Origin of the sequence: Thermobacillus sp. (assembly GCF_003390775.1) — a bacterium.
GTDB classification, from domain to species: domain Bacteria; phylum Bacillota; class Bacilli; order Paenibacillales; family Paenibacillaceae; genus Thermobacillus; species Thermobacillus xylanilyticus.
On sequence record NZ_QEWA01000051.1, the window covers coordinates 1 to 26,058 of the forward strand.

Annotated in this window: 22 protein-coding genes; 3 read left to right on the forward strand and 19 right to left on the reverse strand. The window is 63.9% G+C overall.

All coding sequences use genetic code 11. The features are described 5' to 3' along the window. Positions 1 to 582 precede the first annotated feature (582 nt). Entirely contained in the window at positions 583 to 894 is a 312-nt protein-coding gene (locus tag C6W55_RS14760) for a hypothetical protein (protein ID WP_286893526.1), read from the forward strand. 95 nt (positions 895 to 989) lie between these two features. Here the strand turns inward: C6W55_RS14760 and C6W55_RS14765 are convergent, their stop codons facing one another. The 11 genes from C6W55_RS14765 to C6W55_RS14815 all read right to left on the reverse strand — a co-directional run bounded on the left by C6W55_RS14765 (position 990) and on the right by C6W55_RS14815 (position 15,036). Continuing rightward, on the reverse strand, positions 990 to 1,745 hold the full coding sequence (locus C6W55_RS14765; protein WP_286893528.1) for a tRNA threonylcarbamoyladenosine dehydratase: 756 nt from the start codon (positions 1,743 to 1,745) through the stop codon (positions 990 to 992). A gap of 18 nt (positions 1,746 to 1,763) precedes the next feature. Further along, entirely contained in the window at positions 1,764 to 3,593 is a 1,830-nt protein-coding gene (gene aspS, locus C6W55_RS14770) for an aspartate--tRNA ligase (RefSeq protein ID WP_286893530.1), read from the reverse strand. A gap of 59 nt (positions 3,594 to 3,652) precedes the next feature. Continuing rightward, positions 3,653 to 4,900 carry a histidine--tRNA ligase gene (hisS, locus tag C6W55_RS14775; protein WP_015255349.1) on the reverse strand — a complete coding sequence of 416 codons (1,248 nt, stop codon included), beginning with the start codon at positions 4,898 to 4,900 and terminating at the stop codon, positions 3,653 to 3,655. Positions 4,901 to 5,897: 997 nt separating this feature from the next. Then, complete coding sequence (locus C6W55_RS14780; RefSeq protein WP_015255350.1) at positions 5,898 to 7,424, reverse strand: coproporphyrinogen III oxidase; 1,527 nt, start codon at positions 7,422 to 7,424, stop codon at positions 5,898 to 5,900. Between the two features lie 28 nt (positions 7,425 to 7,452). Next, entirely contained in the window at positions 7,453 to 7,623 is a 171-nt protein-coding gene (locus tag C6W55_RS14785; RefSeq protein WP_015255351.1) for a hypothetical protein, read from the reverse strand. Between the two features lie 129 nt (positions 7,624 to 7,752). Then, positions 7,753 to 8,205, reverse strand: a complete 453-nt coding sequence (dtd, locus tag C6W55_RS14790) for a D-aminoacyl-tRNA deacylase (protein ID WP_015255352.1) — start codon at positions 8,203 to 8,205, stop codon at positions 7,753 to 7,755. A 27-nt stretch (positions 8,206 to 8,232) separates the two neighbouring features. After that, positions 8,233 to 10,425, reverse strand: coding sequence for a RelA/SpoT family protein (locus C6W55_RS14795; RefSeq protein ID WP_286893533.1), 2,193 nt, complete (start codon positions 10,423 to 10,425; stop codon positions 8,233 to 8,235). A gap of 221 nt (positions 10,426 to 10,646) precedes the next feature. Next, positions 10,647 to 11,159, reverse strand: coding sequence for an adenine phosphoribosyltransferase (locus C6W55_RS14800; RefSeq protein ID WP_015255354.1), 513 nt, complete (start codon positions 11,157 to 11,159; stop codon positions 10,647 to 10,649). A 7-nt stretch (positions 11,160 to 11,166) separates the two neighbouring features. Next, positions 11,167 to 13,632, reverse strand: coding sequence for a single-stranded-DNA-specific exonuclease RecJ (gene recJ, locus C6W55_RS14805; protein ID WP_286893536.1), 2,466 nt, complete (start codon positions 13,630 to 13,632; stop codon positions 11,167 to 11,169). 62 nt (positions 13,633 to 13,694) lie between these two features. Then, a complete protein-coding gene (locus C6W55_RS14810; protein WP_015255356.1) occupies positions 13,695 to 14,576 on the reverse strand; it encodes a cation diffusion facilitator family transporter in 882 nt (293 codons plus the stop codon). A gap of 220 nt (positions 14,577 to 14,796) precedes the next feature. Next, positions 14,797 to 15,036 (reverse strand): post-transcriptional regulator, encoded by a 240-nt coding sequence (locus C6W55_RS14815; protein ID WP_015255357.1) that lies wholly within the window; start codon positions 15,034 to 15,036, stop codon positions 14,797 to 14,799. A gap of 174 nt (positions 15,037 to 15,210) precedes the next feature. Between C6W55_RS14815 and spoVB the strand changes: the two genes are divergently transcribed. Further along, entirely contained in the window at positions 15,211 to 16,758 is a 1,548-nt protein-coding gene (gene spoVB / locus C6W55_RS14820; protein ID WP_286893537.1) for a stage V sporulation protein B, read from the forward strand. Between the two features lie 62 nt (positions 16,759 to 16,820). Here the strand turns inward: spoVB and C6W55_RS14825 are convergent, their stop codons facing one another. Further along, positions 16,821 to 17,567, reverse strand: coding sequence for a YetF domain-containing protein (locus tag C6W55_RS14825; RefSeq protein ID WP_015255359.1), 747 nt, complete (start codon positions 17,565 to 17,567; stop codon positions 16,821 to 16,823). A 119-nt stretch (positions 17,568 to 17,686) separates the two neighbouring features. Continuing rightward, a complete protein-coding gene (locus tag C6W55_RS14830) occupies positions 17,687 to 19,036 on the reverse strand; it encodes an ArsB/NhaD family transporter (RefSeq protein WP_286893539.1) in 1,350 nt (449 codons plus the stop codon). Between the two features lie 187 nt (positions 19,037 to 19,223). Between C6W55_RS14830 and C6W55_RS14835 the strand changes: the two genes are divergently transcribed. Further along, positions 19,224 to 19,613, forward strand: coding sequence for a TIGR04086 family membrane protein (locus C6W55_RS14835; protein WP_015255361.1), 390 nt, complete (start codon positions 19,224 to 19,226; stop codon positions 19,611 to 19,613). A gap of 153 nt (positions 19,614 to 19,766) precedes the next feature. On the opposite strand, the gene yajC is transcribed toward C6W55_RS14835, so the two are convergent. The 6 genes from yajC to ruvB are packed head-to-tail and all read right to left on the reverse strand — an operon-like array spanning position 19,767 to position 26,050. Next, positions 19,767 to 20,078, reverse strand: a complete 312-nt coding sequence (gene yajC / locus C6W55_RS14840) for a preprotein translocase subunit YajC (RefSeq protein WP_015255362.1) — start codon at positions 20,076 to 20,078, stop codon at positions 19,767 to 19,769. Positions 20,079 to 20,093: 15 nt separating this feature from the next. Further along, a complete protein-coding gene (tgt, locus tag C6W55_RS14845) occupies positions 20,094 to 21,242 on the reverse strand; it encodes a tRNA guanosine(34) transglycosylase Tgt (RefSeq protein WP_041853897.1) in 1,149 nt (382 codons plus the stop codon). Continuing rightward, entirely contained in the window at positions 21,229 to 22,290 is a 1,062-nt protein-coding gene (gene queA / locus C6W55_RS14850; protein ID WP_015255364.1) for a tRNA preQ1(34) S-adenosylmethionine ribosyltransferase-isomerase QueA, read from the reverse strand. Before queA ends, tgt begins: the two co-directional genes overlap by 14 nt. 4 nt (positions 22,291 to 22,294) lie before the next feature. Next, the gene (locus tag C6W55_RS14855) at positions 22,295 to 24,445 is read right to left on the reverse strand and encodes a SpoIID/LytB domain-containing protein (RefSeq protein ID WP_286893545.1); all 2,151 of its coding nucleotides are present in this window, start codon (positions 24,443 to 24,445) and stop codon (positions 22,295 to 22,297) included. A gap of 3 nt (positions 24,446 to 24,448) precedes the next feature. After that, complete coding sequence (locus C6W55_RS14860) at positions 24,449 to 24,973, reverse strand: thiol-disulfide oxidoreductase DCC family protein (protein WP_286893546.1); 525 nt, start codon at positions 24,971 to 24,973, stop codon at positions 24,449 to 24,451. 39 nt (positions 24,974 to 25,012) lie between these two features. Then, positions 25,013 to 26,050, reverse strand: a complete 1,038-nt coding sequence (gene ruvB / locus C6W55_RS14865; protein WP_213486552.1) for a Holliday junction branch migration DNA helicase RuvB — start codon at positions 26,048 to 26,050, stop codon at positions 25,013 to 25,015. Positions 26,051 to 26,058: the final 8 nt, after the last annotated feature.

The window sequence follows — 26,058 nt, forward strand, 5'->3', positions numbered from 1 at the left end:
AAGTGCTGCATAGGAGCCTCCTCCTTTGAGGGTGTTTTTTTGCCAAATTCCACTCTACCAAAGGAGAGGCTCTCTTTCTATGTCCGCTTTTTCCAATCTTTACCCCAACGCTAATTTTACTCTAACGCCCGCGGGTCACTTTTTCGCCGGATGAAGGCCAATAATCAACTTCGCTTGCATTAAATTGACAGAGTTCGACGGCGGATTTCGATTTATCCTCGTCCTCTTGAACCATGGGAAATAGGCTTATGGTTTGATTTGGTGCGCTGAACGGATTTGATAGAATGTCGTTGCAAGTTAATTAAGTAAATTAATGGCACACAAAGAAATGAAAGGAGAGAACCGCATGCTCAAGCGCGTCACGACGGAACAGGATCTGGCGTACTACAACTTCATCTGGATGACCGCATGGCGAGAGAAGGGATATGATTTCGAATTTTCGCCGGTCGTGCTGGAGCGCTGGCTCGTCCTGACGCCCGAAGGCCAGCCTGTCGGCACCGCCGAATTCAAGCCGTTCCTGCCGGGGGTCAGCGCCTTCGAAACGGTCGCGGACATGGGCCGGATGCCAGCGATCGCCGGCAGGTGGCGGAGATCGATAAGTACGCGGCGCTTCCGGAACACCGCGGCAAATATGTCGACGATCTCGTGGCGGCCGCCGTCCTGGTCGCCAGGGAGCACGGCATTCGCTGGTTCGTCACGCTGCTCGAGCCGCTGTTCTGCCGCGCGATCAAGATTTTGTACCATCCCCCGATGACCCCACTCGGACCGAAAACATTCTACAAAGGAGACGATGTCATCCCTGTCGTCATGGACGTGCGGGATGTGGTGGCGCATCCGGAAAAGTACAACATCAAGCTGCGGCCGGTGCTGGCCGCCGTGGGCGACGCCTGTTGAGCTGGTTGCGGAAGCGAAGGAGGGCATTTGACGTCGCAAGCAAAAAAGATCGGCCGCCGGCGCGGAAGCCTGGCGGCCGATTGGCTTGTATGGTTCTAGACCCGCACGCCGCCGGCGGCGAGCAGGTCGCGCACGGCGACGCTGACCATGATGAGTCCGGCAACCGGCGGAACGAAGGCATTGCTCGCCGGCGGCTGCTGCGCCTTGCGGATGTTCGGCGCGTTCTCCGGCACAATCTTCTCCGTCACGTCGCGGCGCGGCTTGATCGGCGGCTCGGTCGAGAAGACGACCTTGACGCCTTTGCGGATGCCGGCTTCCCGCAGTTTCGTGCGGATGACGCGCGCCATCGGGTCCATGTGGGTCTTCGAGATGTCCGAAACCTGGAACTTCGTCGGATCCATCCGGTTCGCTGCGCCCATGCTCGAGATGATCGGAATGTTCCGCTTCAGGCACTCCTTGATCAGCAGGATCTTGTAGGTGATCGTGTCCGAGCAATCCAGCACGTAATCGAGATCGTACTTGAACAGTTCTTCGCTCGTCTCTTCCGTGTAGAACATCCGCAGCGCAATCGCGTCGCACTCCGGATTGATCTGCTTGATCCGGTCGCGCATCAGCTCCGCCTTCGGCTGCCCGATCGTTGTCGTCAGGGCGTGCACCTGACGATTCACGTTCGTGATGTCGACGACGTCCTTGTCGATCATGATGATCCGGCCGACTCCCGTGCGCGCCAGCGCCTCGACGGCGATCGAGCCGACGCCGCCGACGCCGAGCACGGCGACCGTGCTCCGCTTCATCACCTCGAGCCCTTCCGGTCCGATGGCCAGTTCGGTTCGCGAAAACTGGTGAAGCATATACGGCGACGTCCTCCCTTACTCGGCCTGCGGCTGCAGCTCTTGCTGCTGCCCGGATTGCTGCGGCTGTTGCGGCTTCGCGCCCGGCTTCGGCACCGTGCGGATGTGCAGCTCCGCAAGCTGCTCGCGCTCGACGCGCGACGGCGCGTCCATCATCGGATCGGAAGCGTTCGCCGTCTTCGGAAACGCGATCGTCTCGCGCAGGTTCGTCCGGCCCGCCAGCAGCATAATCAGCCGGTCGAAGCCGAACGCGATGCCGCCGTGCGGCGGCGTACCGTATTCGAACGCGTCGAGCAGGAAGCCGAACTTCTCGCGCGCCTGCTCCATCGTGAAGCCGAGCGCCTTGAACATTTTCTCCTGCACGTCCCGCTTGTAGATCCGCATCGAACCGCCGCCGACTTCATAGCCGTTCAACACGAGGTCGTAGGCTTGCGCGCGGATCGCGCCGGGATCGCTGTCGAACAGATGCAGATCCTCGTCCCTCGGCCGCGTGAACGGATGGTGCTCCGCCACGTAACGCTTCGCTTCCTCATCCCACGAGAGCAGCGGGAAATCGACGATCCAGGCGAATTTGAACACGGAATCGTCGATCAGGCCGAGCTGCCGGCCGACCTTCAGGCGCAGATTGCCGAGCACGTCGCAGACGATCTTCTTCTTGTCGGCGGAGAACAGGAGCAGGTCCCCTTCCTCCACGCCGAGCCGCTCCGTGAGCGCCGCGATTTCTTCCGGTTTGAAAAATTTCACGATCGGACCGCGCCATTCGCCATCCTTCACCGTGACCCAGGCCAGCCCCTTGCCGCCGTAGCGTTCGGCGAACGGCTTCAGATCGTCGAGCTCCTTGCGGCTCCAGTTCGCGCAGCCCTTCGCGTTCAGCACCCGGACGACGCCGCCCTGCGCGGCCACTGAAGCGAACACCTGCACGTCGCTGCCCTTCGCAATGTCCGTAATGTCGACGATCTCGAGGCCGAAGCGGAGATCCGGCTTGTCGGAGCCGTATTTGTCCATCGCCTCCTGATAGGAGAGGCGCTGGAACGGACGCGGGATATCGACGTCGATCGTCTCCTTGAACAGCTTGACGACCAGCTCCTCCATCATCTCGAGCAACTCGTCGCGCGACAGGAACGACGTCTCGATGTCAACCTGGGTGAATTCCGGCTGACGGTCCGCACGCAGGTCCTCGTCGCGGAAGCAGCGCGCGATCTGATAGTACCGCTCGAGCCCGCCGACCATGAGCAGCTGCTTGTAGATCTGCGGCGACTGCGGCAGCGCATAGAATTCTTCCGGATGCAGACGGCTCGGCACGAGATAGTCGCGCGCCCCTTCCGGCGTGCTCTTCGTCAGGATCGGCGTCTCGATCTCGATGAAGCCGTTCTCGTCCAGAAAATCGCGGAACACCTTGGCCGCTTTCGAACGGAGCATCAGCGTCTTCTGCATTTCCGGCCGGCGCAGATCGAGATAGCGGTATTTCAGCCGCACCGATTCGTCGACGTCGATGCCGTCCTCGATCGGGAACGGCGGCGTCTTCGCCGGGTTCAAAATTTCGACGTGCTTCACGCGCACCTCGATCTCGCCCGTCGGAATGTTCGGGTTGTACGTCTCGGGATCGCGGTGCACCACTTCGCCCCGCACGGTGAGCACATACTCGCTGCGCGCGCGGTCTGCGATTTCATGCGCTTCCTTCGAGAAAGCGGGGTTGAACACGATCTGCACGATGCCGGTCCGGTCGCGCAGGTCGATGAACAGGACGCCGCCGAGGTCGCGGTAGCGCTGCACCCAGCCGCTGAGCGTCACCTCTTTGCCAACGTCCGCTTTCGTCAGCGTGCCGCATTGATGGGTTCTGAGCGTCATTTTTCTTCGACTCCCTTTGCTTGTTTTTGATGGGTTGACCCGTCTTGCGACGGTCGGACTTACCCTTGTTCGCGAATCGCTGCCGCCAGCTCGTCAAGCTTCACGAAGCGCTGGTCGCCGCTCGCCATTTCCTTCAGCGTGATCTCGCCGCGCGCCAGCTCGTCGTCGCCGAGGATGGCCGCGAACCGCGCGTTCAGCCGGTCCGCCGCCTTGAGCTGCGCCTTCATCTTGCGGCCGGCGTAGTCGCGCTCCGCCTTGAGCCCCGCCTGGCGCAGCGCGTGCAGCAGCCGGACCGTCTCCCGCTCCGCCGCTTCGCCGAGCCCGATGAGATAGACATCGATCGTCTCACCGGCCGCTTCCTGCTGCTGCTCGAGCAGCAGCACGGTCCGCTCCAGCCCGATGCCGAGGCCGACGCCCGGCTGGTCGGGACCGCCGATCTCCCGCACGAGGCCATTGTAACGACCGCCGCCGCCGATCGTGTCGATTGCGCCGATCCCTTCCGCTTTGTACTCGAAGGCGGTGTGCGTGTAGTAGTCGAGGCCGCGGACGAGCCGGTGATTGATCGCGAAGGGAATGTCCATGGCCGTGAGGAACTGCTGCACCTTCTCGAAATGCGTCCGGCACTCCTCGTCCAGACTGTCGAGGATCGACGGCGCCCCGCCGAACTTGTCCTGGTCGACCTTGCAGTCGAGCACGCGCAGCGGGTTGCGTTCCATCCGCTTGCGGCAGTCTTCGCAGAGCTGGTCCTTGAGCGGCTCGAGGAATTCGAGCAGTCTGCCGCGGAACGCCGCGCGGACGGCCGGCGTGCCGACGGAGTTGATCTCGACGCGCACTCCGGACAGGCCGATCTCGCGGTAGAACATCGCGCCGAGCGCGATCACTTCCGCGTCCAGCGCCGGATCGACGGACCCGATCGCTTCTACGCCGAACTGGTGGAACTGGCGGTATCGCCCCGCCTGCGCCCGCTCATAGCGGAACATCGGACCGATGTAGTACAGCTTCGCCGGGTCCGGCTCGCCGTACAGCTTGTTCTCGACATAGGCGCGCACGACGCCGGCCGTCCCTTCCGGCCGCAGCGTCACGCTCCGTCCGCCGCGGTCTTCGAAGGTGTACATCTCTTTCTCGACGATATCGGTCGTCTCGCCGACGCCCCGCCGGAACAGTTCGGTCATCTCGAAGATCGGCGTGCGGATTTCGCGGTAGTTAAACCGGCGGCACAGATTGCGCGCCGCTTCCTCGACGCGCTGCCAGATCGCCGCGCTGCCGGGCAGAATGTCCTGCGTTCCCGGCGGCCGTTGAAATGCCATAGGATCACCCCGTCTGTCAGTACTGATTTCAAGATCGATTGTCCAGGCTCCCCGTCCATCAAAAAAAGGCCCCCGTCCCGTCAGGGACGAGAGCCTCCGCTCCCGTGGTGCCACCCAGTTTCCAAGTGCGTGCGCATGCCTGCATTCCCGCTGCCCATGCGCGCTCAATGCGCCGCATGGCTCGCCGAACCCGCAGATCGCACTTGCTCGTTGCCTCCGGTTAACGCCCGGCCGCGTTCCGCACTACTGGGCGCCGCTGCACGGATGCACGGGCCGTTCGCACGGAAATCTCGGGGAGGTCTTTCATCCGGTCGTCAACAGGCGGCTTGCAGCCGACGGCCGCCCTCTCTGCGGATGCGGTTCCGGATTACTCTTTCCCGTCATCGATTCTGGTCATGTCAGAGATCATTGCTCCTAATTGTAATATGCGCGTTTTCCCCTGTCAACCGAGCGCCGGCCATTAACGGCATTTCGAGCCGTTAATGGTTGCGAGGGCATGTCGACACGGCCTGTTAACGGCACCAAGTGCCGTTATTTGAACGGAGCAACCGCCGCGCACGCCCGATGTCGGCCAATAACGGCATCTGGTGCCGTTATTGCTCGCCCGAGTATGCCTGCGGGACCAATTAACGGCATTTCGTGCTGTTATGTCAAAATAAGCCACCTGCGCAACTATTTAACGACACTCCATTTCGTTAGCCGCTCCGGTCGGACAAAGCGGACAAACGATACCGAGCCCCGTGCCCCACGATCCCAAGCCGAGCCCGTGCCCACGATTACAAAGCCGCGATCCCGCCCCGCACCCGCTTCCGCCTTCCGGATTCGCGCCCGACAAAAAGAAAGAAGCCTGCAACAGCGTTGCAGGCTGAAAGGGTTGCTCTATCAATAAAGGGGGTCAAGTCTCATTATAGGCGCGCAAGGTTAAAGGAATATGTGAAAAAGATTACAATTGTATTACAAAGCAGCAAAGCAGCGGACGCGGCGCGGAAGCCGCGGGTCAAACCGACGCCGCTCCGGCGCGGAACACCCGGTCCAGCGCTTCGATCTTCGTCTCCGCGGCGCGCTCCCAGGATTCGATGTACGCCTTCGGCTCCTTCGGATTCGCATGCCGCGTAATCTCGCCCGTCACCGGATCGATGAACTTGCTCGTCGCGCCGCAGCCGATGCCGATGATCGACTGCATTTCCTCCATCATCAGGATGTTGTAGAGGCTCTCCGCGCCCGGCTTCGCGTACCCGACGTTCTCCTGGTTGCCGAGGATGTTTTTCTGCCGGTACAAATAGTACGGGACATACCCGTGCGCCTCGGTCCACTCCATCGCCATCGCCGTCATCTGCACAATGTCTTCCCGGCCCGCGACGCGGTACTTGCCGTCTCCCTTGTGCCGCGTCATTTCCGACGCCCGCTTGAACGAAAGCGTGTGCACTGTCAGCGACTCCGGCATCAGCTTCTCCGTCTCGGCCAGCGAATACGCGAATTCCTCCGGTCCTTCGCCCGGCAGACCGATGATCAAATCCATGTTGATGTTGTTCATGCCGTGCTTCCGCGCCAGCTGGAACTTCTCGATTGTCTCCTCGACGGTGTGCCAGCGGCCGATCCGGTCGAGCGTCGCCTGCGTGTACGACTGCGGGTTGATGCTGATCCGGCCGATCTTCCACTTTCGCAGCACCTCGAGCTTCTCCGGCGTAATCGTGTCCGGCCGGCCCGCCTCGACGGTGATCTCCCGCACCCGGTCGATGCCCGGAATTGCGTCGTACATCAGCGCGTAGAGCGCGTCCATCTCCTCCGCGGAGATGCTGGTCGGCGTGCCGCCGCCGTAGTAGATCGTCGTGACGCCCACGCCGCTCCGTTTCAGCCAATCGCCGATCGCCCGCATCTCTTCATGCAGCCCGTAAAGAAAACCGTCCACCGACCCCTGCCGACCGTTAATGTCGTAAGCGGGAAACGTGCAGTAGGCGCATTTCGTCGGACAGAACGGTATGCCGATGTACAGGCTGACTTCGTGGCCCAGATGATACAGATCGGGAATGACGGCGAGCTGCCGGTCCACGATCCGCTCCATGAGCGCGATCTTTCCGTCGTTGATCCGATACAGATCGCGCAGTTCCCGCCGGGTCTCCTCGCGGCTGATCCCGCGCAGGTTCCGGTCGTGCAGCAGCTTCGTGGGCCGCACGCCGGTCAGGATGCCCCACGGCTGCACGATCCCCGTGCGGCGCTCGAGCGCGTCCAGCAGCGCGGCTCCCGCCGCCTGCCGGCGGACGGCCCGGCGCTCTTCGTTCGATGCGCCGTCCGGCACCGCGCGAACCTGCTCCGCCTCGATCGGAGCACCGCCTCCCGCTTCCGTCAGAACGGCCCGGGCCCGCACGCCGCCGTCCAGATCTTCAACGCCCACGGCGATCGTCCATTCCGCGTCCGCCGCGTCACCCGGGCCGGCCGTGACGGCCGCATCCTCGTCGAACAGCGCCGCGATGTTCGCCAGCGACCGCTCAAACGCCATCTCTTCGATTCGAATGTGTATCCGCATTCCGCTCTCCCCTCATGGATCCGCCGCGTCAGGGTTCCGCCGCTCCGCTCCTTCCGCGGACGGGCGCCGTCCGGATGTCCGGATGCCGCCCGTGGATCCCGTCCTCCTGGCCGAGCACGGCGGCCGCTTCCCGCCGTTCCGCGCCCGGCAGCATGGCAGAGGCGCGCGCCATCTGCCATTGCGTCGGCGATTGCCGCACTGCCGCCCAGCTCCTTCCTCAGAACGTGGCTTGCCAGCAGCCCGTGTCCGCTAGTATGGCCCGTCCGGCGGCAGTTTAACCCGGCGCACCCGGCGCCCCGCACGACGGCGCGTCTTCCGCCCGCCGTCTTCAGCGCACCCGGTCCCGGGTGTCCAATATGAGCGTCACCGGTCCGTCATTGACGAGACGAACCTCCATCATGGCGCCGAACCGTCCGGTCTCGACGGCGAGCCCCTGCTCCCGCAGATACGCGTTCAGCATCTCGTAGAGCGGCTCGGCCTGTTCGGGCCTTGCGGCCTCCATGAAGTTCGGACGCTTGCCCTTGCGGCAATCGCCGTACAGCGTGAACTGCGAGACGGACAAGATGCTTCCCCCGGTATCGAGGACGGAAAGATTCATCTTCCCGGCATCATCCTCGAAAATGCGGAGGCCCGCGATCTTGTCCGCCATCCATTTCGCGTCCGCTTCCGTATCGTCATGCGTCACGCCGACGAGCAGCAGAAGCCCCCGGCCGATCTCGCCGACGGTCTCGCCGCCGACGGCGACGGATGCGGAAGAGACGCGCTGCACCACAATTCTCATGCCTTTTGCTCCAGCCTTTCGTAACGGTCACTGCATGATCCGCTGCACGGAAAAAATGTCGCGCACCCGCTTGATTTTGTCCACCACGGACTGCAGATGCTCGATGTTGCGGATCAGAATGGTCATATGAATCAGCGCCAGCTTGTTCTTGTCCGAGCGGCCCGACACGGCCGCGATGTTCGTCTTGCTCTCCGCCACGACGGACAGCACCTCGTTCAGCAGCCCCTTGCGGTCATGGCCGCGGATCTCGATGTCGACCGCGTAGTTCGCGTCGACCGACTGCTCCCATTCCACCTCGATGACGCGCGCCGCCTCTTCGCCGCTCTCCTGCGAGGGCAGGTTGTTGCAGTTCGACCGGTGGACCGATACGCCGCGGCCGCGCGTGATGTACCCGACGATCTCGTCGCCCGGCACCGGGTTGCAGCAGCGCGCAAACCGGACGAGCAGGTTGTCGACGCCTTTGACCCGGATGCCCTGGGCCGATCGCCTCCGCTGACCGACCGCCGCGGACGCGGGGGGCCTCACTTCCTTTACCTCGGTCGACAGCTCGATCTGATTCGCTTCTTCCGCCTCGCGGCGCAGTTTCTCCGTCAGACGGGTGACGATCTGCGCCGCCGTGATGCCGCCGAAGCCGACGGCGGACAGCATGTCCTCGATGTCGTTGAACGCGAATTTCGCCGCGACCGGCTGCAGCTTGTCTTCCTGCATCCATTCGGACGGCTCGAGGCCGAGCCGCTTCAGCTCGCGCTCGATCGCCTCGCGGCCGCGCTGGACGTTCTCCTCGCGCTTCTCCTTCTTGAACCACTGCTTGATCTTGCTGCGCGCATGGGACGACTGGGCGATCTTCAGCCAGTCCTGGCTCGGACCGTACGAATGCTTCGACGTCAGAATCTCGACGATGTCGCCCGTTTTCAGCTTGTGGTCGAGCGGCACGATCCGGCCGTTCACCTTCGCCCCGATCGTCCGGTTGCCGACTTCGGTATGCACGCGGTAAGCGAAGTCGAGCGGCACCGATCCGGCCGGCAGTTCGAACACTTCGCCCTTCGGAGAGAAGACGAAGACGAGATCGGAGAAGAAATCCATCTTCAGCGATTCCATGAATTCCGCGGCGTCGCGCGCCTCGTTCTGCAGATCCAGAATTTCGCGGAACCATTTCACCTTCTCGCCGAAGCCGGCGTTCGGATTCGTCTGTCCTTCCTTGTAAGCCCAGTGGGCCGCGATGCCGTATTCGCTCGTCCGGTGCATTTCCCAGGTGCGGATCTGCACTTCGAGCGGCTCGCCGTTCGGGCCGATGACGGTCGTATGGAGCGACTGGTACATGTTCGCCTTCGGCATGGCGATGTAGTCCTTGAACCGGCCGGGCATCGGCCGCCACAATGTATGAATGATGCCGAGCGTGGCGTAGCAGTCCTTCACGTTGTCGACGATGATGCGGATCGCAAGCAGGTCGTAGATCTCGTTGAACTGCTTGTTTTTCTCGGTCATTTTCTTGTAAATGCTGTAGATGTGCTTCGGCCGGCCGGAAATGTCGCCCTGGATGCCCATCTCCGCAAGCTTTTCGCGGATCCGTTCGATGACGTCGGCGATGTACTGCTCGCGCTCGGCCCGCTTCTTCTGCATCAGGTTGGCGATCCGGTAATATTGCTGCGGATTCAGATAGCGGAGCGCGATGTCTTCCATCTCCCACTTGATGGCCGACATCCCGAGGCGATGCGCGATCGGGCAGTAAATCTCCAGCGTCTCGTGCGCGATCCGGCGCTGCGCCTCCTCGGACTGGAACTTGAGCGTGCGCATATTGTGCAGCCGGTCCGCCAGCTTGATCAGGATGACCCGGATATCCTGCGCCATCGCGACGAACATTTTGCGGTAGTTCTCGTTCTGCTGCTCTTCCTTCGAGCGGAACTGGATGCGCTCCAGTTTTGTCAGGCCGTCGACCAGCATCGCCAGCGTCTCGCCAAACCGTTCGCGCAGATCGTCCAGCGTCACGTTCGTATCCTCGACAACATCGTGGAGAAGCGCAGCCACGGCAGACGTGACGTCCATCTGCATGTTGACGAGAATCTCGGCCACGGCGACCGGGTGCTCGATGTACGGCTCGCCCGATTTGCGGACCTGTCCCTTGTGCGCCTCGGCGGCGAACTGATAAGCATCCCGGATCTTCGCGATATCCGATTCTTTCATGTAGGTCGAAGCTTTCTCGATCAGCGACTCGATGCCCATGAATCGTCCCTTTCTTCCGTGCGCCGCGGTCTGCCCGTGCGGTACGTTAGTTTACATTATGACCCCGGAGGCTTGCCCCGTCAACTGCGGCTCGGGCGGATGCGGATCCGGATGCCGGACGACTGCCAAAAAAACCCCCGCAAAGAAAAAACCCCCGTTCCGCTGATGCGGCCGGAAGCCGTGTCGCCGCCTGTTCATCGGAATGCGGGGGTACCATCTTTTCAATACGTCATGAGCGAGTAAACGTCCAGCCCTTCAAGCTTCTCCCGTCCGTTCAGATAGCCGAGCTCGATCAGGAACGCCGCGCCGGCCACTTCGCCGCCCAGCATCCGGACGAGCTTGACGGTCGTCGCGATCGTGCCGCCGGTCGCCAGCAGGTCGTCCGCCACGAGCACGCGCTGGCCGGGCTTGATCGCGTCCTTGTGAATCGCAAGCTTGTCGCTGCCGTACTCGAGATCGTACGACGTTTCGACCGTCTCGCCGGGCAGCTTGCCTGATTTACGGATCGGCACGAAGCCGACGCCGAGCATGAGCGCAAGCGGCGCGCCGACGACGAAACCGCGCGCTTCGGGACCGGCGATCAGATCGACATTCAGATGCCGCACCTTGTCGGCGATCGTCTCGACGGCTTTCCGGTAAGCTTCCGCGTCCTTCAGCAGCGTCGTGATGTCCTTGAAACGGATGCCCGGCTGCGGGAAATCGGGTATGACGCGAATGTAGTCCTTGAAATTCATGTTTTGTTTATCCTCCTTGTGGAATTGCCGCTCCGGCCGGCTGCAGCCGGATGTTCGGCTCCTGTCCAAATTCCCGGCATGCCGGTGCCTTACGCTCGATCCACGCGGCCAGCTCCGCGGCCGGCGCAGACCAGAACCGTCTTGCTTCGGCGGCGCGAACCGCCTCCCGGTAGGCCGCGGATTCTTCCAGACTGCGTTTCGCCGGATTCATCGCGAGCCGGATTCGGCTTCCTTCGGACTCGATGAATCCCAGCTCGCCGAACACGTTCAGCACCAGATCCGCCAGCTCCGGCGGAAACGCCAGCTTCCGTCCGAGCAGGGCGCGGGCTTCCTCCGGCAGGACCGGTTCCGTGATCGTATCGCGCAGCAGCCGGTAGGCCGCGGTGAATGCGCTGCGGTCGGGATCGTGCGCATCCTGCACTTCGTACAGCGCATAGACCGCGGCCGGCTCCCGGCACGCCTCCAGAATCGCGGCCAGCCGTTCTTCGCTCGGCGGCGGATCAATCAGCACGATCGAACGGCATTCGCCGAGGGCCTCGTCCCCGTCGTCGTAGCCGCGGACGATCCATGCGCCGGCTCTGTCCGCCGCGCCCGCGGCGGCCGCTTCGCGCAAGGCCGGATCGGCGGTGAACACCGCCGCCGGTTCCGCCGCGATGCCGCGCGTGCCGAGCTCCATCAGCCGGTCCAGCCTGCCGGCCGTGCCGCCCGCCCCGGCCCGCCGGACGCGGCCGTCGAACAGCTGCACGTTGCTCACGCGCAGATCGCGCACGAGCAGCTGCGGCTTGCGGCGGCCGTTCCATTCGTTGATGTTCAGCTCGCCGACCAGATCCACCCGGGCCGTGTCCGAGATCCGCGCCGCCCATTCGCCGAGTCCGAAGCCGACCGCTTCGAACGTCGTTCCCGGCGGACCCTGCGGCGTGATATGCAGGTGCCGCCCGTCCTTGCCGATGGTCCGCGCGCTCCGCACCGGAACGTCCGCGATCAGCAGCGTCGGGCGCGGATTGCCGTGGCCGTACGGCTCGAGCAGCTTCAACTGCTCGGCCGCCGCGAGCGTCGCCTCGTCCATGGCGCAGACCAGATCAATCTCCGTCTTGCGTATGTAATCCTCCGCCGTCAGCCATTCGGCGGCAAGCCCGTCCAGCCGAGCCTCGAGCTCCGGCAGCCGGTCCGCCTGAAGCGTCATGCCGGCCGCCGCCTGATGGCCGCCGTAGTGGTCCAGCAGATCTGCGCAAGCCGTCAGCGCGGCGTGCAGATCGAAGCCGGCGATCGAGCGTGCCGAGCCTTTGGCCGTGCCGGTCTCCGGATCGATGTCGAACACGATCGCCGGCCGGTAATGCCGCTCGATCAGCTTCGAGGCGACGATGCCGGCGACGCCGATGTTCCAGCCTTCCGCCGCGGCGATGATGACGCCCGGCTTGTCCTTCCCGGCCGCTTCCGCCGTCCGGACCTTGTCCGCCCAGATCGCTTCGGCCTGCTCGACCATTCTGTCCACGAGCCGCTGCCGCTCGCGGTTCAGCGCATCCAGTTCCGCCGCGCAGGCGGCGGCTTCCGATTCGTCGGACGTCAGCAGCAGCACGATGGCCGGATCCGCGTGCCGGAGCCTGCCCGCGGCATTGATGCGGGGCGCCATGCCGAATGCGATCGATTCGGCGGTCGCCGTCACCGGATCGAATCCGCACACCGAAGCCAGCGCGCGCAGCCCCGGCCGGTCCGTCCGCCGCAGCCGCTCAAGTCCGTGGCGCACGATGAACCGGTTCTCGTCCACAAGCGGCATCAGATCCGCAATCGTGCCGAGCGCCGCCAATTCCGTCCATTCGAGCGGCGGACGCCCGAGCAGCGCGTGCGCCAGCTTGAACGCAACGCCGACACCGGCCAGTCCCTTGAACGGATAGGGACAGCCCGGCTGCTTCGGATTGACGATGGCAGCGGCCTCCGGCAGCGTCGGCGGCGGTTCGTGGTGATCTGTCACGACGACGTCGATGCCGAGCTCTTTCGCACGAGCGATCGGCTCATTCGCGCTGATGCCGTTGTCCACCGTCAGAATCAGGCCGATCCCGGCCGCCGCGGCCGCTTCGACCGCCGGCACGCTGAGTCCGTAGCCTTCCAGCGTCCGGTGCGGCACGACATGGTCAAATTCGGCGTTCAGTTCCCGAAGCAGCAGCGAAGCGAGCGCGGTGGACGACACCCCGTCCGCGTCGTAATCGCCGAAAATCCGGATCCGATCGCCGCGGCTGACGGCAAGGCGGACCCGCTCCGCCGCTTCCCGCATCCCTTTCATCGCGAACGGATCATGAAGCGTCTCGGGACCGCCTTCGAGAAACGCGCGCGCCGCGTCCGCGTCCCGCAAGCCGCGTCTGACCAGCAGCCGCGCCGCAAGCGGTTTCAATCCAAGGGCGCCAGCGATTCGCTGCGCGGCCGCTTCGTCTTCATGGGCGAGCCGCTCCACAATCCAGCGGCTCATTGATTTCAGCATTCATCATTCCCGCTTTCCAGTTCGCAGCATACCGCCGCCGGATTTTTCGCTGTCCGCCCGCATTACTGCAGCAGCGTCGGCACATTGTCCTGCCGCGCATCGCCGTGCACCTTGTAGGGATAGCCGCGGTCATACGGCTCCACCTTGACCCGCACATCCAGCACATACGGGAACGCGGCAAGCAGTCTTTCCCGGGCGCGGCGGCCGATTTCCTGTCCTTCGTACACCGTGATGAACGGATTCACCCGAATCGTCAGGTTCACCATCACATAATGCCCGTGCTCCCGCGTCCGGCACGATTCCACTTCGATCACGCCGTCCACGCTGCGCACGGCGGCCCGCATCGCGGCAAGCTGGGCTTCGCCCAACCCGGACTGCACGCTGTTGCCGAGCGCGCGCAGCGCGCTGCGGAAACCTTGCAGGGCCATCGCGGCGCCGATTGCGCATCCCGCCGCTTCGTCCATCACCGCCAGCGCCGGTTCGCCCAGGCGGATGCTGCCTGTTGCGGCGGCCGAGCCGAGCAGTGCGAGAGCGGACAGATACGCGTCATATGCCCGCCTTCGACCGGGCACTTCCAACGCCGCCCGGATCGCCCACAAAATCGGGATGGCGATCAGGACAGACCAATGCGGCGCGGCATACGCGTCCTCCCGCACGATGCGGATCGCCGAAAGAACCAGTTCAATGCCGGCAACCGCCGCGACAACCGGCAGCAGCACAACCGCGGCGTCGCGCCGCGTCGCCGGCGCTCCGGAACGGGCAGGCCGCCCGCCGGACTGCAGCGCCGAAGCCGCCGATCCGGCCGCCTGCCGCAGGCTTTCGGCCAGCAGCGCGTGGCTTCCGGCCGCCAGCCCCCCCGCCGCCGCAATCAGCGCCACCGCGGAAGCGGTCCAGCGGACGCCGCTTCCTGCCGCGTTACGTCTGCCGAATACCGGCTCTCCCACACTTCGTCACCCTTCCGTCATGGAGCGGCCGATTCGGCCCTCATGGATCTTGTTGCGCATTGACATCCCCATTATAGCGATGCCGATTTTGGAAAGTCAAAACGGACGGGCCGTCTCCCGGGCCGGATGGCCCGCTCCGGGAGGCGTCCCTTCCCGTCCACCAAGCAGCAGACTCCCGCCGTTTGCGCGGGAGCCATCATCGATTCGCATGTTCTCTTTCTCAGAAACGCATTCCGCGGTACGCGCCCAGCGTGACGTAATTCATGAACTGCGTCACCTTCAGCGACAAAATATCGTTGACCACCCGATGAAGCGGCGGCTGGCCCGTCTTGTGATAGTTCTCGCTCACGCATTCCCAGATGTCCCGGCCCGTCACATCCTCATAGCCCAGCATGCGGAATTCCTCCGCCTTGCTCTGGCAGAGGTTCTCGATCATCGCGTTCAGTTCATCTTCCGTCATGTGCCGTACCTCCCTGTCGCCACGCTCGCGGTTACAACATCTATTCGCCCCCGCGTCCCCGAATTCCTGCCGGATGCGGCCGATCGGCTTCAGGCATGCCGCCGGACAGGCCGCATAGATATGGAATAGGGCCAGTCCGCAAGGGACTCGCCGCATGCAGAGGGGGATGCTCATGTGACAAGGCAAACGTTCATTCAAGGCGCCATGATTCTGCTCGCCGCCGGCATCATCAACCGGATTCTCGGCTTCATTCCCCGCATCGCCCTGCCGCGCATCATCGGCGCGGAAGGCGTCGGGCTGTATCAGCTCGGCTATCCGTTCATGTCCGTGCTCGTCACGATCGTCACCGGCGGCATTCCGCTGGCCGTCGCGAAATGGGTCGCGGAAGCGCGCTCGATCGGCGATATCCACGGTGAACGAAAAATTTTCCGCACCGCCATGACGCTCGCCATCGTACTGTCCACGCTGCTGGCCGGCCTTGCCGCACTGGCCGCGCCGTGGGTAACGACCCGGGTGCTCACCGATCCGCGCGTGTACACCATCTTCATGTGGATGTTGCCGGTCTTGCCGATCACGGCCGTGTCGGCCGTGTTTCGCGGCTACTTCCAGGGTTGTCACAACATGATGCCGACGGCGGTATCGACGGTGGCCGAGACGGTGGTCCGCATCGCGTTCGTGCTGCTTCTGTCCGCTGCGCTGCTGCCTTACGGACTCGAATGGGCTGCCGCCGGCGCGATGATGGGCGTCGTGGCCGGTGAAGCGTTCGGCCTGGTCGTGCTTCTGGTCCAGTATGTACGGAGCAGGCAAGCCGGACGCGCCCCGGAAGGCGCCGTCGCCGGCGGTCCGTTCCCGGCGCTGCACAGGCTGCTTGGCCTGGCCGTTCCGGTCACCGGCAGCCGGCTGGTCGGCTCGCTCTCCTACCTGTTCGAATCGATTTTTACCGCGCGGAGCCTGGCGGCGGCGGGCATTGCGACCGGCATCGCGACCGCCCAGTACGGCGCGCTGCAAGGCATGATCATGCCGGTCGCGCTGCTGCCGACCGCGCTCACCTATTCGCTGGCCGTCTCGCTCGTCCCTTCGTTGTCCGAAGCCGCGGCCGGCAGAGACCGGGCGCTCATCCACAAACGTTTGCACCAGTCGACACGGATCGCCCTCGTCGCCGGGGCGCCGTTCGCCGTCGCCATGTATCTGTTCGCCGAACCGATCTGCCGGCTGCTGTACGATCATGCGGAGATCGCGCCGATGCTGCGGATGCTCGCTCCCGCCGCCCTGTTCATCTATCTCCAGGCTCCGCTGCAAGCCGCCCTTCAATCGCTCGACAAGCCGGGCGTGGCGCTGACGAATACCTTCATCGGCGCAGCGGTGAAACTGACGCTGATCGTATTGCTCGCATCGCGGCCGGATCTCGGCATCTACGGCGCGCTCATCGCCATCATCGTCAACATCGTGCTCGTCACCGCGCTTCACGGCATCGGCGTCGCCCGGGCGATCGGGTTCACCATGAAGCTGCCCGATTTCGTAAAAGTCGGGTCCGCCATGACCGTCATGGGCGCCGCTTCCCTGTTCGTCATGAAGCGCTGGCTGCTGCCCGCCGAATGGATGAACCTGCTGCTGGCCCTCGCCGCCGGCACCGTCGTCTACCTGCTGCTCATGGTTCTGATGCGGATGATCGACCGGCATGACGTTGTCCGCATTCCGTTCATCGGCCGTATTTTCCGCTGATGGCCGCCGCCTCAAGGCCCGCATGAAAAATCTGATGCCGATGGCGTACCGCCGCCCGCTTGCTACGGCTGCGGCTTCCGGGCGGCGTCGACGAACAGCCGGCCCCGATGGTCGAGCGTGCACAGGAAGACGTCCTTGACGTCCGAAATGCCGCGCGAGCGCAGCTCGCTCCGCAGCCAGAACCGGTTCTTCCCGAGCTTCTCCAGATTTTCCTCGAGCACTTGTCCGTCCATGATGAGCGGAACCGGCAGCGTCTCGAACCGATATTTCGGCGGGAACCGCACCGTCCCGGACGCATGGTCCTGCTGCGCCTTTTCCTGCTTCTCCGTGCCCGGCTCCGTCCCGCCGCCTTCCGCTTCCTGCTTCTTGATGACCGACAGCTTGCCGTTCGGCTCCAGGACGGCGAACTCGACATCCCCGACCGAGGCGATCTGCTGCTCGCGCAATTGCACCATCAGATCGTCGAGCGTATAGCGCTGCTTCCGCATCACATCGCGGTTGAGCCGCCCTTTCTCGATGACGATCTGCGGCTTGGCGTCGAACATGAGCCGAAGTTTCCTGGACTTCAGCAGAATGAGCGACGTTCCGACCTGAATGGTTAGCAGCGCGGCCAGCGGCACGAGCGCATGCATCATCGCTTTGTCGGGCTCTATTATGGAGATGACCGCGATCTCGGCGATCATGACCGAGACGACAAAGTCGAAGACCGACAGCTTGCCGATCTCCCGACTGCCCATGATCCGCATCACCGCAAGCACGACAAAATACATTATCACGGTTCGCAGCACGATATGGCCGAGTTCCTGCACGGCAGCCGCTCCTCCCCCCGCATCCGTCTTCCCGTCCGATCGGTATCCGTATTATGCGCGCTCTGCCGGAACGCGCATGCGGAAGCAGGGGGTTCAATATGTGGATGCCCCGCCTGACGTTACAACAGGAAAAGGCAGATATAGCCGGTGGAGACGGCCAGCGACAGCAGCGCAACCGGCGCACCGATCTTCAGGTAGTCCAGATAGGAAAGTTCCTTTCCTTCCCGGGCGGCCATGCCGGCCACGACGACGTTGGCCGCCGCGCCGATCAGCGTGCCGCTCCCGCCGAGCGATGAGCCGAGCGCAAGCGACCACCAGACCGGATTGAGCGCCTCCGGATCCGTCAGATTCATTTGGGCGCCGAACTCCTGCACCAGCGGAATCATGGCCGCGACGAACGGCGTGTTGTCGACCGTCGCGGACACCATGCCCGACAACCACAACACCAGAATCGAAAAATAGCCGATGTCGCCCGATGCGAGCTGCAGCGCCATCGTCGCCAGCCTTCCGACGACGCCGGTCTCGACCAGGCCGCCGACCACCGCGAACAGGCCGGCGAAGAACACGACGGTTCGCCATTCGACGTTGTCCAGCGCTTCATCGACGGCTTTGCCCTTCAGGCCGGCAAGCATGAGCAACGTCGCCCCCGCGATCGCCACCGTCGCTGCCTCGATGCGCACGCCCGTCCATGCGGAGAGCGGTCCGTGCAGCACGAGCCCGATGACCGTCAGGCCGAGCACGATCACCGTCTTCAGCGCCAGCCTGCGGTCCTGAATGGCGCCGGCGGCGTCAATCGCGAGCAGTTCCTTCCGCTCCGCATTGCCGGCGGAAAGCTGCTTGCGATAGAGCCAGGCCAGCAGAGACACCGTCAGAATCAGAATCAGCAACGATACAAGTCCGGCATGAACGAGAAAGTCACTGAACGTCAGGTGCGGATTCGCCCCGCCGATCATCATGTTCGGAAGGCTGCCGACCATCGTGGCGGCGCCGCCGACATTGACGGCGATGATCTCCGCCGTCAGGTAAGGCATCGGACTGACCTTCAGCACGCGTGTGACCAAGAACGTAAGCGGCACGATGAGCAGCACGGTCGTCACATTATCGAGCAGCGCCGAGCCGACGGCTGTCCCAACGGTCAGTATGACCAGCATTTTGAGCGGGCACCCTTTTACCCGCTGTACCGCTTTCATCGCCGCAAATTGAACGACACCGGACCTGCTTGCCATGCCGGACAGCAGCATCATGCCGACCAGCAGAAACAGCATCCTCCACGACACATGCACGCTGTAAGCCTCTTCAAGACCGACGACGCCGAGAAGCGCCGCGATGACGGCTCCGGTCAGTGCGACGGCCGCGTGGCTCATTTTCTCTGTAATAATGACCGCATAGACGACAAGAAATACGACGACCGCCGCGATCACCTGCCAACCCGGCGTGAAGGCCGTTTCAGACGCGACTTGTTGAACCAATCGGGTTCCCCCCTGTTCATCCAGCCGAAATCCCATCGATTATAACGCAACATTTCCTGTTTCGTCCACGCTCGCATCCTCTTTCTTCCAGATCAAAAACGACAATCCATGTTCTATTTCCGCTTGTCCCGCATAAAGTGTACAAACTGTGCAGAATCGCAGATGACGGTCCGGGGAGGGATGAACGATGGAACCGATCCGAACGGTGACGCGGTCCGGCGGCCGGCTGCCGCTGCTCTACGGCTTGTTCGCGTCGATCCTCTGGCTGGGCACGGGCGCATTGCTGCTCTCGCTCCTGCTCCGCTACAGCGGGCTCAAGGAAACGGCGCTGCCGACCCTGGCACTCCTGGTACACGGCATTTCCGCGCTGGCCGGCGGGTTCACGACGGGAAGACGAGCCGGGCAAAAGGGCTGGTACAGCGGCCTCCTGCTCGGTGTTGTCTATGCGCTGATCGTGCTGGTGATCGGTTTTCTCGCAGCGGACGCGCCGCTCAGTCTGGAATCGCTGTACCTGTTGGCGGCCGCGGCAGGCGCCGGAACGATCGGCGGCATGTTCGGCGTCGGCACCCGACGATAGTCCGTTCGCACAGTTTCGTAGGGCTGTTGCTTTGCGTCTGCCGAACCATTGCCCGGGAAATAGACGCCATCCGGGAAATCGCCGACCTCTTCCTTGTCATGAAAAAACCCTCTGCCGTGCGGGCAGAGGGTTTCGCCATGATGTACGCCGGTATCAGGAGTCAGCCGACGGCGCCGATTCGACGACCGTATTGATGGCGCTGCGCTCGAACGTCATTCTGACCGTATCGTTGACGCGCAGCACGACCGTGTCGTCCGTCAGCTCGACGATCGTGCCATGCAGACCGCCGATCGTCGTGACCTTGTCGCCTTTCTTCAATTGGCTGAGCATCAGATTGCGCTGTTTCTGCTTTTTCTGCTGCGGCCGGATCAGCAGGAAATAAAAGACCGCAAACATCAGCACGAACGGCAAGATAAGCCCCCAGATGCTGCCGCCCCCGGTATTGGAAGTCGTGGCCAACCACATAACCGCTCCTCCTCTCTAGAACCCTTTGTCATTGTCAAACAGGCCGTACTCGGCGAAAAACCGATCGCGGAAATCGAGCAGCCGATCTTCCATTATCGCTTGCCGAACGTCCTGCATGAGCTTCAACAGGAAATGAAGATTGTGAATCGTCGTCAGGCGGATGCCGAACGTCTCGTCCGCCTTGATCAGATGCCGGATATAGGCTCTGGAATAGTTCCGGCACGTGTAGCAGTCACAGGCCGGATCGAGCGGACCGAAATCCTCCGCGTATCGGGCGTTGCGCACAACCAGCCGGCCGCGGCTTGTCATGCATGTCCCGTTGCGCGCAATGCGCGTCGGCAGCACGCAGTCGAACATATCGATGCCGCGGATCGAGCCCTCGATCAACGCGTCGGGCGAACCGACGCCCATCAGGTACCGCGGCTTGTCGGCCGGCAGCAGCGGAACCGTATAGTCAAGCACTTCGTACATGACATCTTTTGGTTCCCCTACGCTCAGCCCTCCAATAGCATACCCCGGGAAATCAAGGGATGTCAAATCAGCCGCGCTTTGGCGGCGCAAATCTTCGTACATGCCGCCCTGCACGATGGCGAACAGCCCCTGATCGTCCGGACGGGCATGCGCCTTCAGGCAGCGCTCGGCCCAGCGGCTCGTCCGCTCGACCGACTGTTTGACGTAGTCATAGTCGGCCGGATACGGCGGGCATTCGTCGAACGCCATCATGATATCGGAACCGAGCGCATTCTGGATTTCGGTCGCGAGTTCCGGCGACAGGAACAGGCGGTCGCCGTTCAAATGCGAGCGGAACTCGACGCCTTCCTCCTTGATCTTGCGCATCGCGCTCAGGCTGAACACCTGGAATCCGCCGCTGTCGGTCAGAATGGCGCGGTCCCAGTTCATGAACCGGTGCAGACCGCCCGCCCGCTCGATCAGCTTGTGGCCCGGACGGAGGAACAGGTGGTACGTGTTGCTCAGGATGATTCCCGCATCCATCGCCTTCAGTTCTTCCGGACTCACCGTCTTGACGGTCGCCTGCGTGCCGACCGGCATGAACGCCGGCGTGTCGAACGAGCCGTGCGGCGTATGCACCCGGCCGAGCCGGGCGCCGGATTGTTTGCAGACTTTGATCAGTTCGTACTTTATTGCCACGTTATCGCTTCCCATTCGAGTATATGAACATGGCGTCGCCGAAGCTGAAGAACCGGTATTTCCGCTCGATCGCCTCGCGGTACGCCTCCATAATCTTGTCCCTACCCGCAAAAGCGCTCACGAGCATGACCAGCGTCGACTTCGGCAGATGGAAGTTCGTCAGGAGCGCATCAACCATTAGAAAATTGTATCCGGGATAAATAAAAATGTCCGTCCAGCCGCTGCACGCCTCGATCTTTCCGGGGCCGAACCTGGCGGCCGCCGTCTCGAGCGTCCGCGCGGACGTCGTGCCGACCGCAACGATCCTCCCGCCCCGCTCCCGCGTCTCGTTGAGCAGCGCGGCGGTCTCCGCGCCGATCTCGTAATACTCGGCGTGCATGACGTGATCTTCGACGCGCTCGGCCGTCATCGGACGGAACGTGCCGAGGCCGACATGCAGCGTCAGGAACGCGGTGCGGACGCCGGCTGCGCGCAGTTCGTCCAGAAACGCGGGCGTAAAATGCAGCCCCGCCGTCGGCGCGGCCGCCGATCCTTCCCGCCTGGCGTAGACGGTCTGATAGCGTTCACGGTCGTCCAGCCGCTCGCGGATATAAGGCGGCAGCGGCATCTCGCCCAGCCGGTCCAGCAGTTCCTGAAAAATGCCGTCATAACGGAACTCGACCGTTCGAAAACCCGATTCGCCTGCTTCAAGCACAACGGCCCGCAGCAGCGGAGCACCGTTTTCATCTTCGCCGAAGACCAGCTCGGTGCCGGGCCTCATCCGCTTCGCCGGCTTGGCCAGCGTTTCCCACCGATCGCCTTCCAGCTGCTTCAAGAGCAATAGTTCGACGCGGGCCCCGGTCTCCGGTTTGATCCCGTGCAGACGCGCCGGCAATACGCGCGTATCGTTCAGCACGAGCGTATCGCCGGGCATGAGGTAACGTTTCAAATCGGTGAACGTGCCGTGGTCGATCCTTCCGGTCTCGCGATCGAGCGCGAGCAGCCGGGAAGCCGTCCGTTCGGGCAGCGGCGTCTGCGCAATCAGTTCTTCGGGAAGTTCAAAATCGAATTCGTGCGCGAACACCGCGTTAACCTTCCTTCTCGATGGTGACATTCTTGAAATAGTATTTCAGAATCGATTGATAGTCATACCCGCGCTCGGCAAGCGCGCGCGCCCCCCACTGGGACAGCCCGACGCCGTGGCCGTTGCCGGTGCCGGTGAAGCGGAACGCCGGCTCGGCGGTGGCGGCGCGGATCGTGCCGTCTCCGCTCAGGATGTACATATTGTTCGTGTCCAGCTTGACGGTCTCGCCCGAAGCGCCGGTCATGTAGACCGCGCCGTTCTCGAACGGGCGCTCGCGCAGCTCTCCGCTTGCGCCGAGCATGGCCACGCGGCCCGTCTCGTCGATCTCGAACCGGGTGCTCGGAAGTCCCCCGAGCGCCGAACGAAGCGTGTCCGGTGTGCGGACATCATACCGTTTGCCGTTCACGAGCAATTCCGTGACGCGTCCGGACGGGCCGCGCTTCGACGCTTCGAGCGTGCGGATCTCGCCTTCGATCGGCGTCGCGGACCTGCCCTTCATCGACTCCGCCAGCTGCGCCGGCGTGAACGGTCCCCTGATCCACGACATCTCGTTGGACTGCACGACGGTCTCAAGCAGCACCACCCGCGTTCCCGCATCGACGCGGGCAACCGGCTCGACGTCGCTCTGAATGAGCGGTATCGGCCGGATCGCCACGCCGTCGCCGGTGACCCGGAGCACCTTGCTGCCCGCGGTCGTCCGCTCGCCGGTGTCCGCGACCAGATCTTCCCGGACGTATCCGTTGCGGCCGTCCGGCAGGACAACGCGATGCCAGCGATACAGCCCGTTCTCCGACAGCTCGTCCGGGCTCGGCACGCTGCCGAGATACGCGACGCTGTTCCCCCAGATCTCGGCGGCATCCGCCGTCACACCGCCTGCGCTCGACGAGAACAGCGCCTCGACGATCCGCCCGTTATGCATGAGCACCTCGCCGCGCGTCGCGTCGACCGCCGCGCTCGTCTGCGGCTTCTCCGTGCCGATGCCGCCGTACACCTGGCTGTATGTATTGTCGACTACGTGCGCAATCTGAAAGCCGAACCCCTGGAAGAGCGCATAGCTGCGCGCGGCGACGGCCTGCGCCTTGAGCGCTTCGGCCGGCCAGGAAGCCGGCATTTCCGCGCCGACGACCGAATACAGGTACTCTTCGAACGGCAGCTCATTCACGACCGCCAGCCGCTGATTGAGGGCCGTCGCTTCGAATGCGCCCCGATAGGTGCGTCCATAGCGTTCCTCAAGCTTGATGCCGGTGCCGTTTCCGGACGGCTGCAGCCACACCTTGACGGAGCCGTCAACCGGGACAAGAATATGCCTCGACCGCGTGCCGCCCGCTTCATAGCCGTCGCGCAGCAGCAGATAAGGCTTGTCCGGCGTGAACGGCGCGAGGGAGCCTCCGGCGGCCGCCTGCACGGCTTCGAGGCCGGCCGCGCCGTTCGCCGCGCCGACGAGCACCCTGTACTCCGCGGATTTGGCCCCCGCTGCTACCGCCGCATAGGCTTCCAGCCCCGCGTCAGCGAGCGCCTGCGCGGCCTTCCGCGCTTCTTCAAGCGTCGCATAGCTTCCCGCATCCAGGTGGGCCGGACCGGCCAGCGAAGGCGCGGCGCCGCCGAGGAGCGGCTGCAGATCGGGGCTCGAGCGCCATTTCGCCAGCGCGGCTTCCGCTTCCGTGACCGTCGGATAAGCGCCTTCTTCCACCACATAGACCGTCTTGCCCGACAACTGCAGCATTGCGGCCGAACCGCTGCCGGACAGACTTTGCAGCTTCTGCAACAGGGCGGAAGCCGCCGCGGCGCTCTCCGTCGTCAGCAGGCGGACTCTGTATCCGTCCAGGCTCACCCGAACCGGTTCGCCCGCGCCGGCATGCAACACGGGAAGGACGCCGTCCGGCTGCCGCATGCCGACCGACAGGCCGGCCGCCGACGAGAACGTCGCGGAGGCGGTCCGCAGCTGATACTTGCCGGGCAAATCGATGAATATGGCCACGCGGATCGTATCCAGTGTCGGCACCGCGCCGAACGACAGGTTCGTCGTCAGCACGGCGTTGAGCAGCATCAGCACGATTGCCGGGGCCAGGAAGCGGCGAAGCCGGGGCAGCCTTGTGCCCCCCGCGGCGCTTCCCTGGGCCGGCAAGCCTTCGCTTGCAACGATAGCCTTCGCCATCCGTTATCGTTCCTCCATCTCCCTGGTACTTGACGGCCGCGGGCGGGACGCTCCGGCGCCGTCCGCGTTCCGGTGAAGCGCGCAGGCGCCGCTCGCGCATCCTTCGTCCGCCCTGCCGAACCAATCATATCTGCGCCGGGCGACATACCGGTATGCCGCGTCGGCAGCCCGCTTCAACCCGGGAACGCGGTACAGCCAGGATAACAGCCGCCATCCCGGCAGCTCGCGCATGATCCGTACCACCGCTTCCGCTCCGGCGAAAACGGCGCCGTCCGCCTGCACGACGTGCAGCTGCGCGCGCAGCGCAGCGGCATCGAGGCGCGTCAGATCCGGCAGGCCGGACGGTTCCTGGCGGCCGCCGTCACGCGCGCCCGCTGCCTGCGCCTCCAGCGCCTGCAACGGCACGAAGCGGAGCTCCGCCCGCGCGCCGCGGACGGCGGCGAGCTGCCGGACGGCGCCGGTGCACAGCGCGCATTCCGCATCGTACACGACGCACAGCGTTTGCCTGCGCTTTCGCTTGTCCGGCATGGACAACCCTCCCGCCGCGGATTCCGTCTTTCCGGCCGATCAGAAAAGCAGCCCCTCCTCCGGCTCATCCTTGTGCCGGTCGCCCGGCACCGGCAGGCCGAGATGCCGGTAGGCCGACACCGTCACGACGCGGCCGCGCGGCGTCCGCTGCAGAAACCCGATCTGCATCAGATACGGCTCGTAGACATCTTCGATCGTCTGGCTCTCTTCGCCGATCGTCGCCGCGATCGTGTCCAGACCGACCGGACCGCCGCGGAAATGGTCGATCATGGCGCGGAGCATCTTGTGGTCGATCTGGTCGAGTCCCATCGGGTCGACCTGCATCCGTTCCAGCGCCTCGCGCGCCAGATCGGCGGTGATGATGCCGTCGCCCGCGACCTGGGCGAAATCGCGCACCCGTTTCAAGAGCCGGTTCGCGATGCGCGGCGTGCCGCGCGAGCGCATCGCGATCTCGCGCGCCGCCTCGCCGATCAGGCCGACGCCGAGAATGTCGGCCGACCGCGAGACGATGAACGCCAGCTCATCGACCTCGTAATATTCGAGCCGGCTGACGACGCCGAACCGGTCGCGCAGCGGCGCCGACAGCAGCCCGGCGCGGGTCGTCGCCCCGACGAGCGTGAACTTCGGCAGGTCGAGCCGGATGGACCGCGCGCTCGGGCCCTTGCCGATCATGATGTCGAGCGCGAAATCTTCCATCGCGGGATAGAGCACTTCCTCGACCGTCCGGTTCAGGCGATGAATCTCGTCGATGAACAGCACATCGCCTTCCTGCAGATTGGACAGAATCGCCGCCAGATCGCCCGGCCGTTCAATGGCGGGACCGGAGGTCGTCCGCATATTGACGCCGAGTTCGTTCGCGATGATGGCGGACAGCGTCGTCTTGCCGAGCCCCGGAGGACCGTAGAGCAGCACATGGTCGAGCGCCTCTCTCCGCATTTTCGCCGCTTCTATGTACACCTTCAGGTTCTCCTTCACCCGCTCCTGCCCGATATACTCGGACAGGTAGCGGGGGCGGAGGCTGTATTCCGCCGTCTGGTCTTCCATCATCAGCCGGGCGGATACGATCCGTTCGTCCATGGCGCCTC

Excerpts from the sequence above, each read along its gene's own strand:
- recJ (WP_286893536.1), bottom strand. The coding sequence starts at position 13,632 with ATGCTGAAATCAATGAGCCGCTGGATTGTGGAGCGGCTCGCCCATGAA.
- aspS (WP_286893530.1), bottom strand. The coding sequence starts at position 3,593 with ATGACGCTCAGAACCCATCAATGCGGCACGCTGACGAAAGCGGACGTT.
- C6W55_RS14835 (WP_015255361.1), top strand. The coding sequence starts at position 19,224 with ATGGAACCGATCCGAACGGTGACGCGGTCCGGCGGCCGGCTGCCGCTG.
- C6W55_RS14765 (WP_286893528.1), bottom strand. The coding sequence starts at position 1,745 with ATGCTTCACCAGTTTTCGCGAACCGAACTGGCCATCGGACCGGAAGGG.
- C6W55_RS14795 (WP_286893533.1), bottom strand. The coding sequence starts at position 10,425 with ATGGGCATCGAGTCGCTGATCGAGAAAGCTTCGACCTACATGAAAGAA.
- hisS (WP_015255349.1), bottom strand. The coding sequence starts at position 4,900 with ATGGCATTTCAACGGCCGCCGGGAACGCAGGACATTCTGCCCGGCAGC.
- dtd (WP_015255352.1), bottom strand. The coding sequence starts at position 8,205 with ATGAGAATTGTGGTGCAGCGCGTCTCTTCCGCATCCGTCGCCGTCGGC.
- C6W55_RS14815 (WP_015255357.1), bottom strand. The coding sequence starts at position 15,036 with ATGACGGAAGATGAACTGAACGCGATGATCGAGAACCTCTGCCAGAGC.
- C6W55_RS14780 (WP_015255350.1), bottom strand. The coding sequence starts at position 7,424 with ATGCGGATACACATTCGAATCGAAGAGATGGCGTTTGAGCGGTCGCTG.
- tgt (WP_041853897.1), bottom strand. The coding sequence starts at position 21,242 with ATGGGAAGCGATAACGTGGCAATAAAGTACGAACTGATCAAAGTCTGC.
- ruvB (WP_213486552.1), bottom strand. The coding sequence starts at position 26,050 with ATGGACGAACGGATCGTATCCGCCCGGCTGATGATGGAAGACCAGACG.
- C6W55_RS14855 (WP_286893545.1), bottom strand. The coding sequence starts at position 24,445 with ATGGCGAAGGCTATCGTTGCAAGCGAAGGCTTGCCGGCCCAGGGAAGC.
- C6W55_RS14860 (WP_286893546.1), bottom strand. The coding sequence starts at position 24,973 with ATGCCGGACAAGCGAAAGCGCAGGCAAACGCTGTGCGTCGTGTACGAT.
- C6W55_RS14800 (WP_015255354.1), bottom strand. The coding sequence starts at position 11,159 with ATGAATTTCAAGGACTACATTCGCGTCATACCCGATTTCCCGCAGCCG.
- yajC (WP_015255362.1), bottom strand. The coding sequence starts at position 20,078 with ATGTGGTTGGCCACGACTTCCAATACCGGGGGCGGCAGCATCTGGGGG.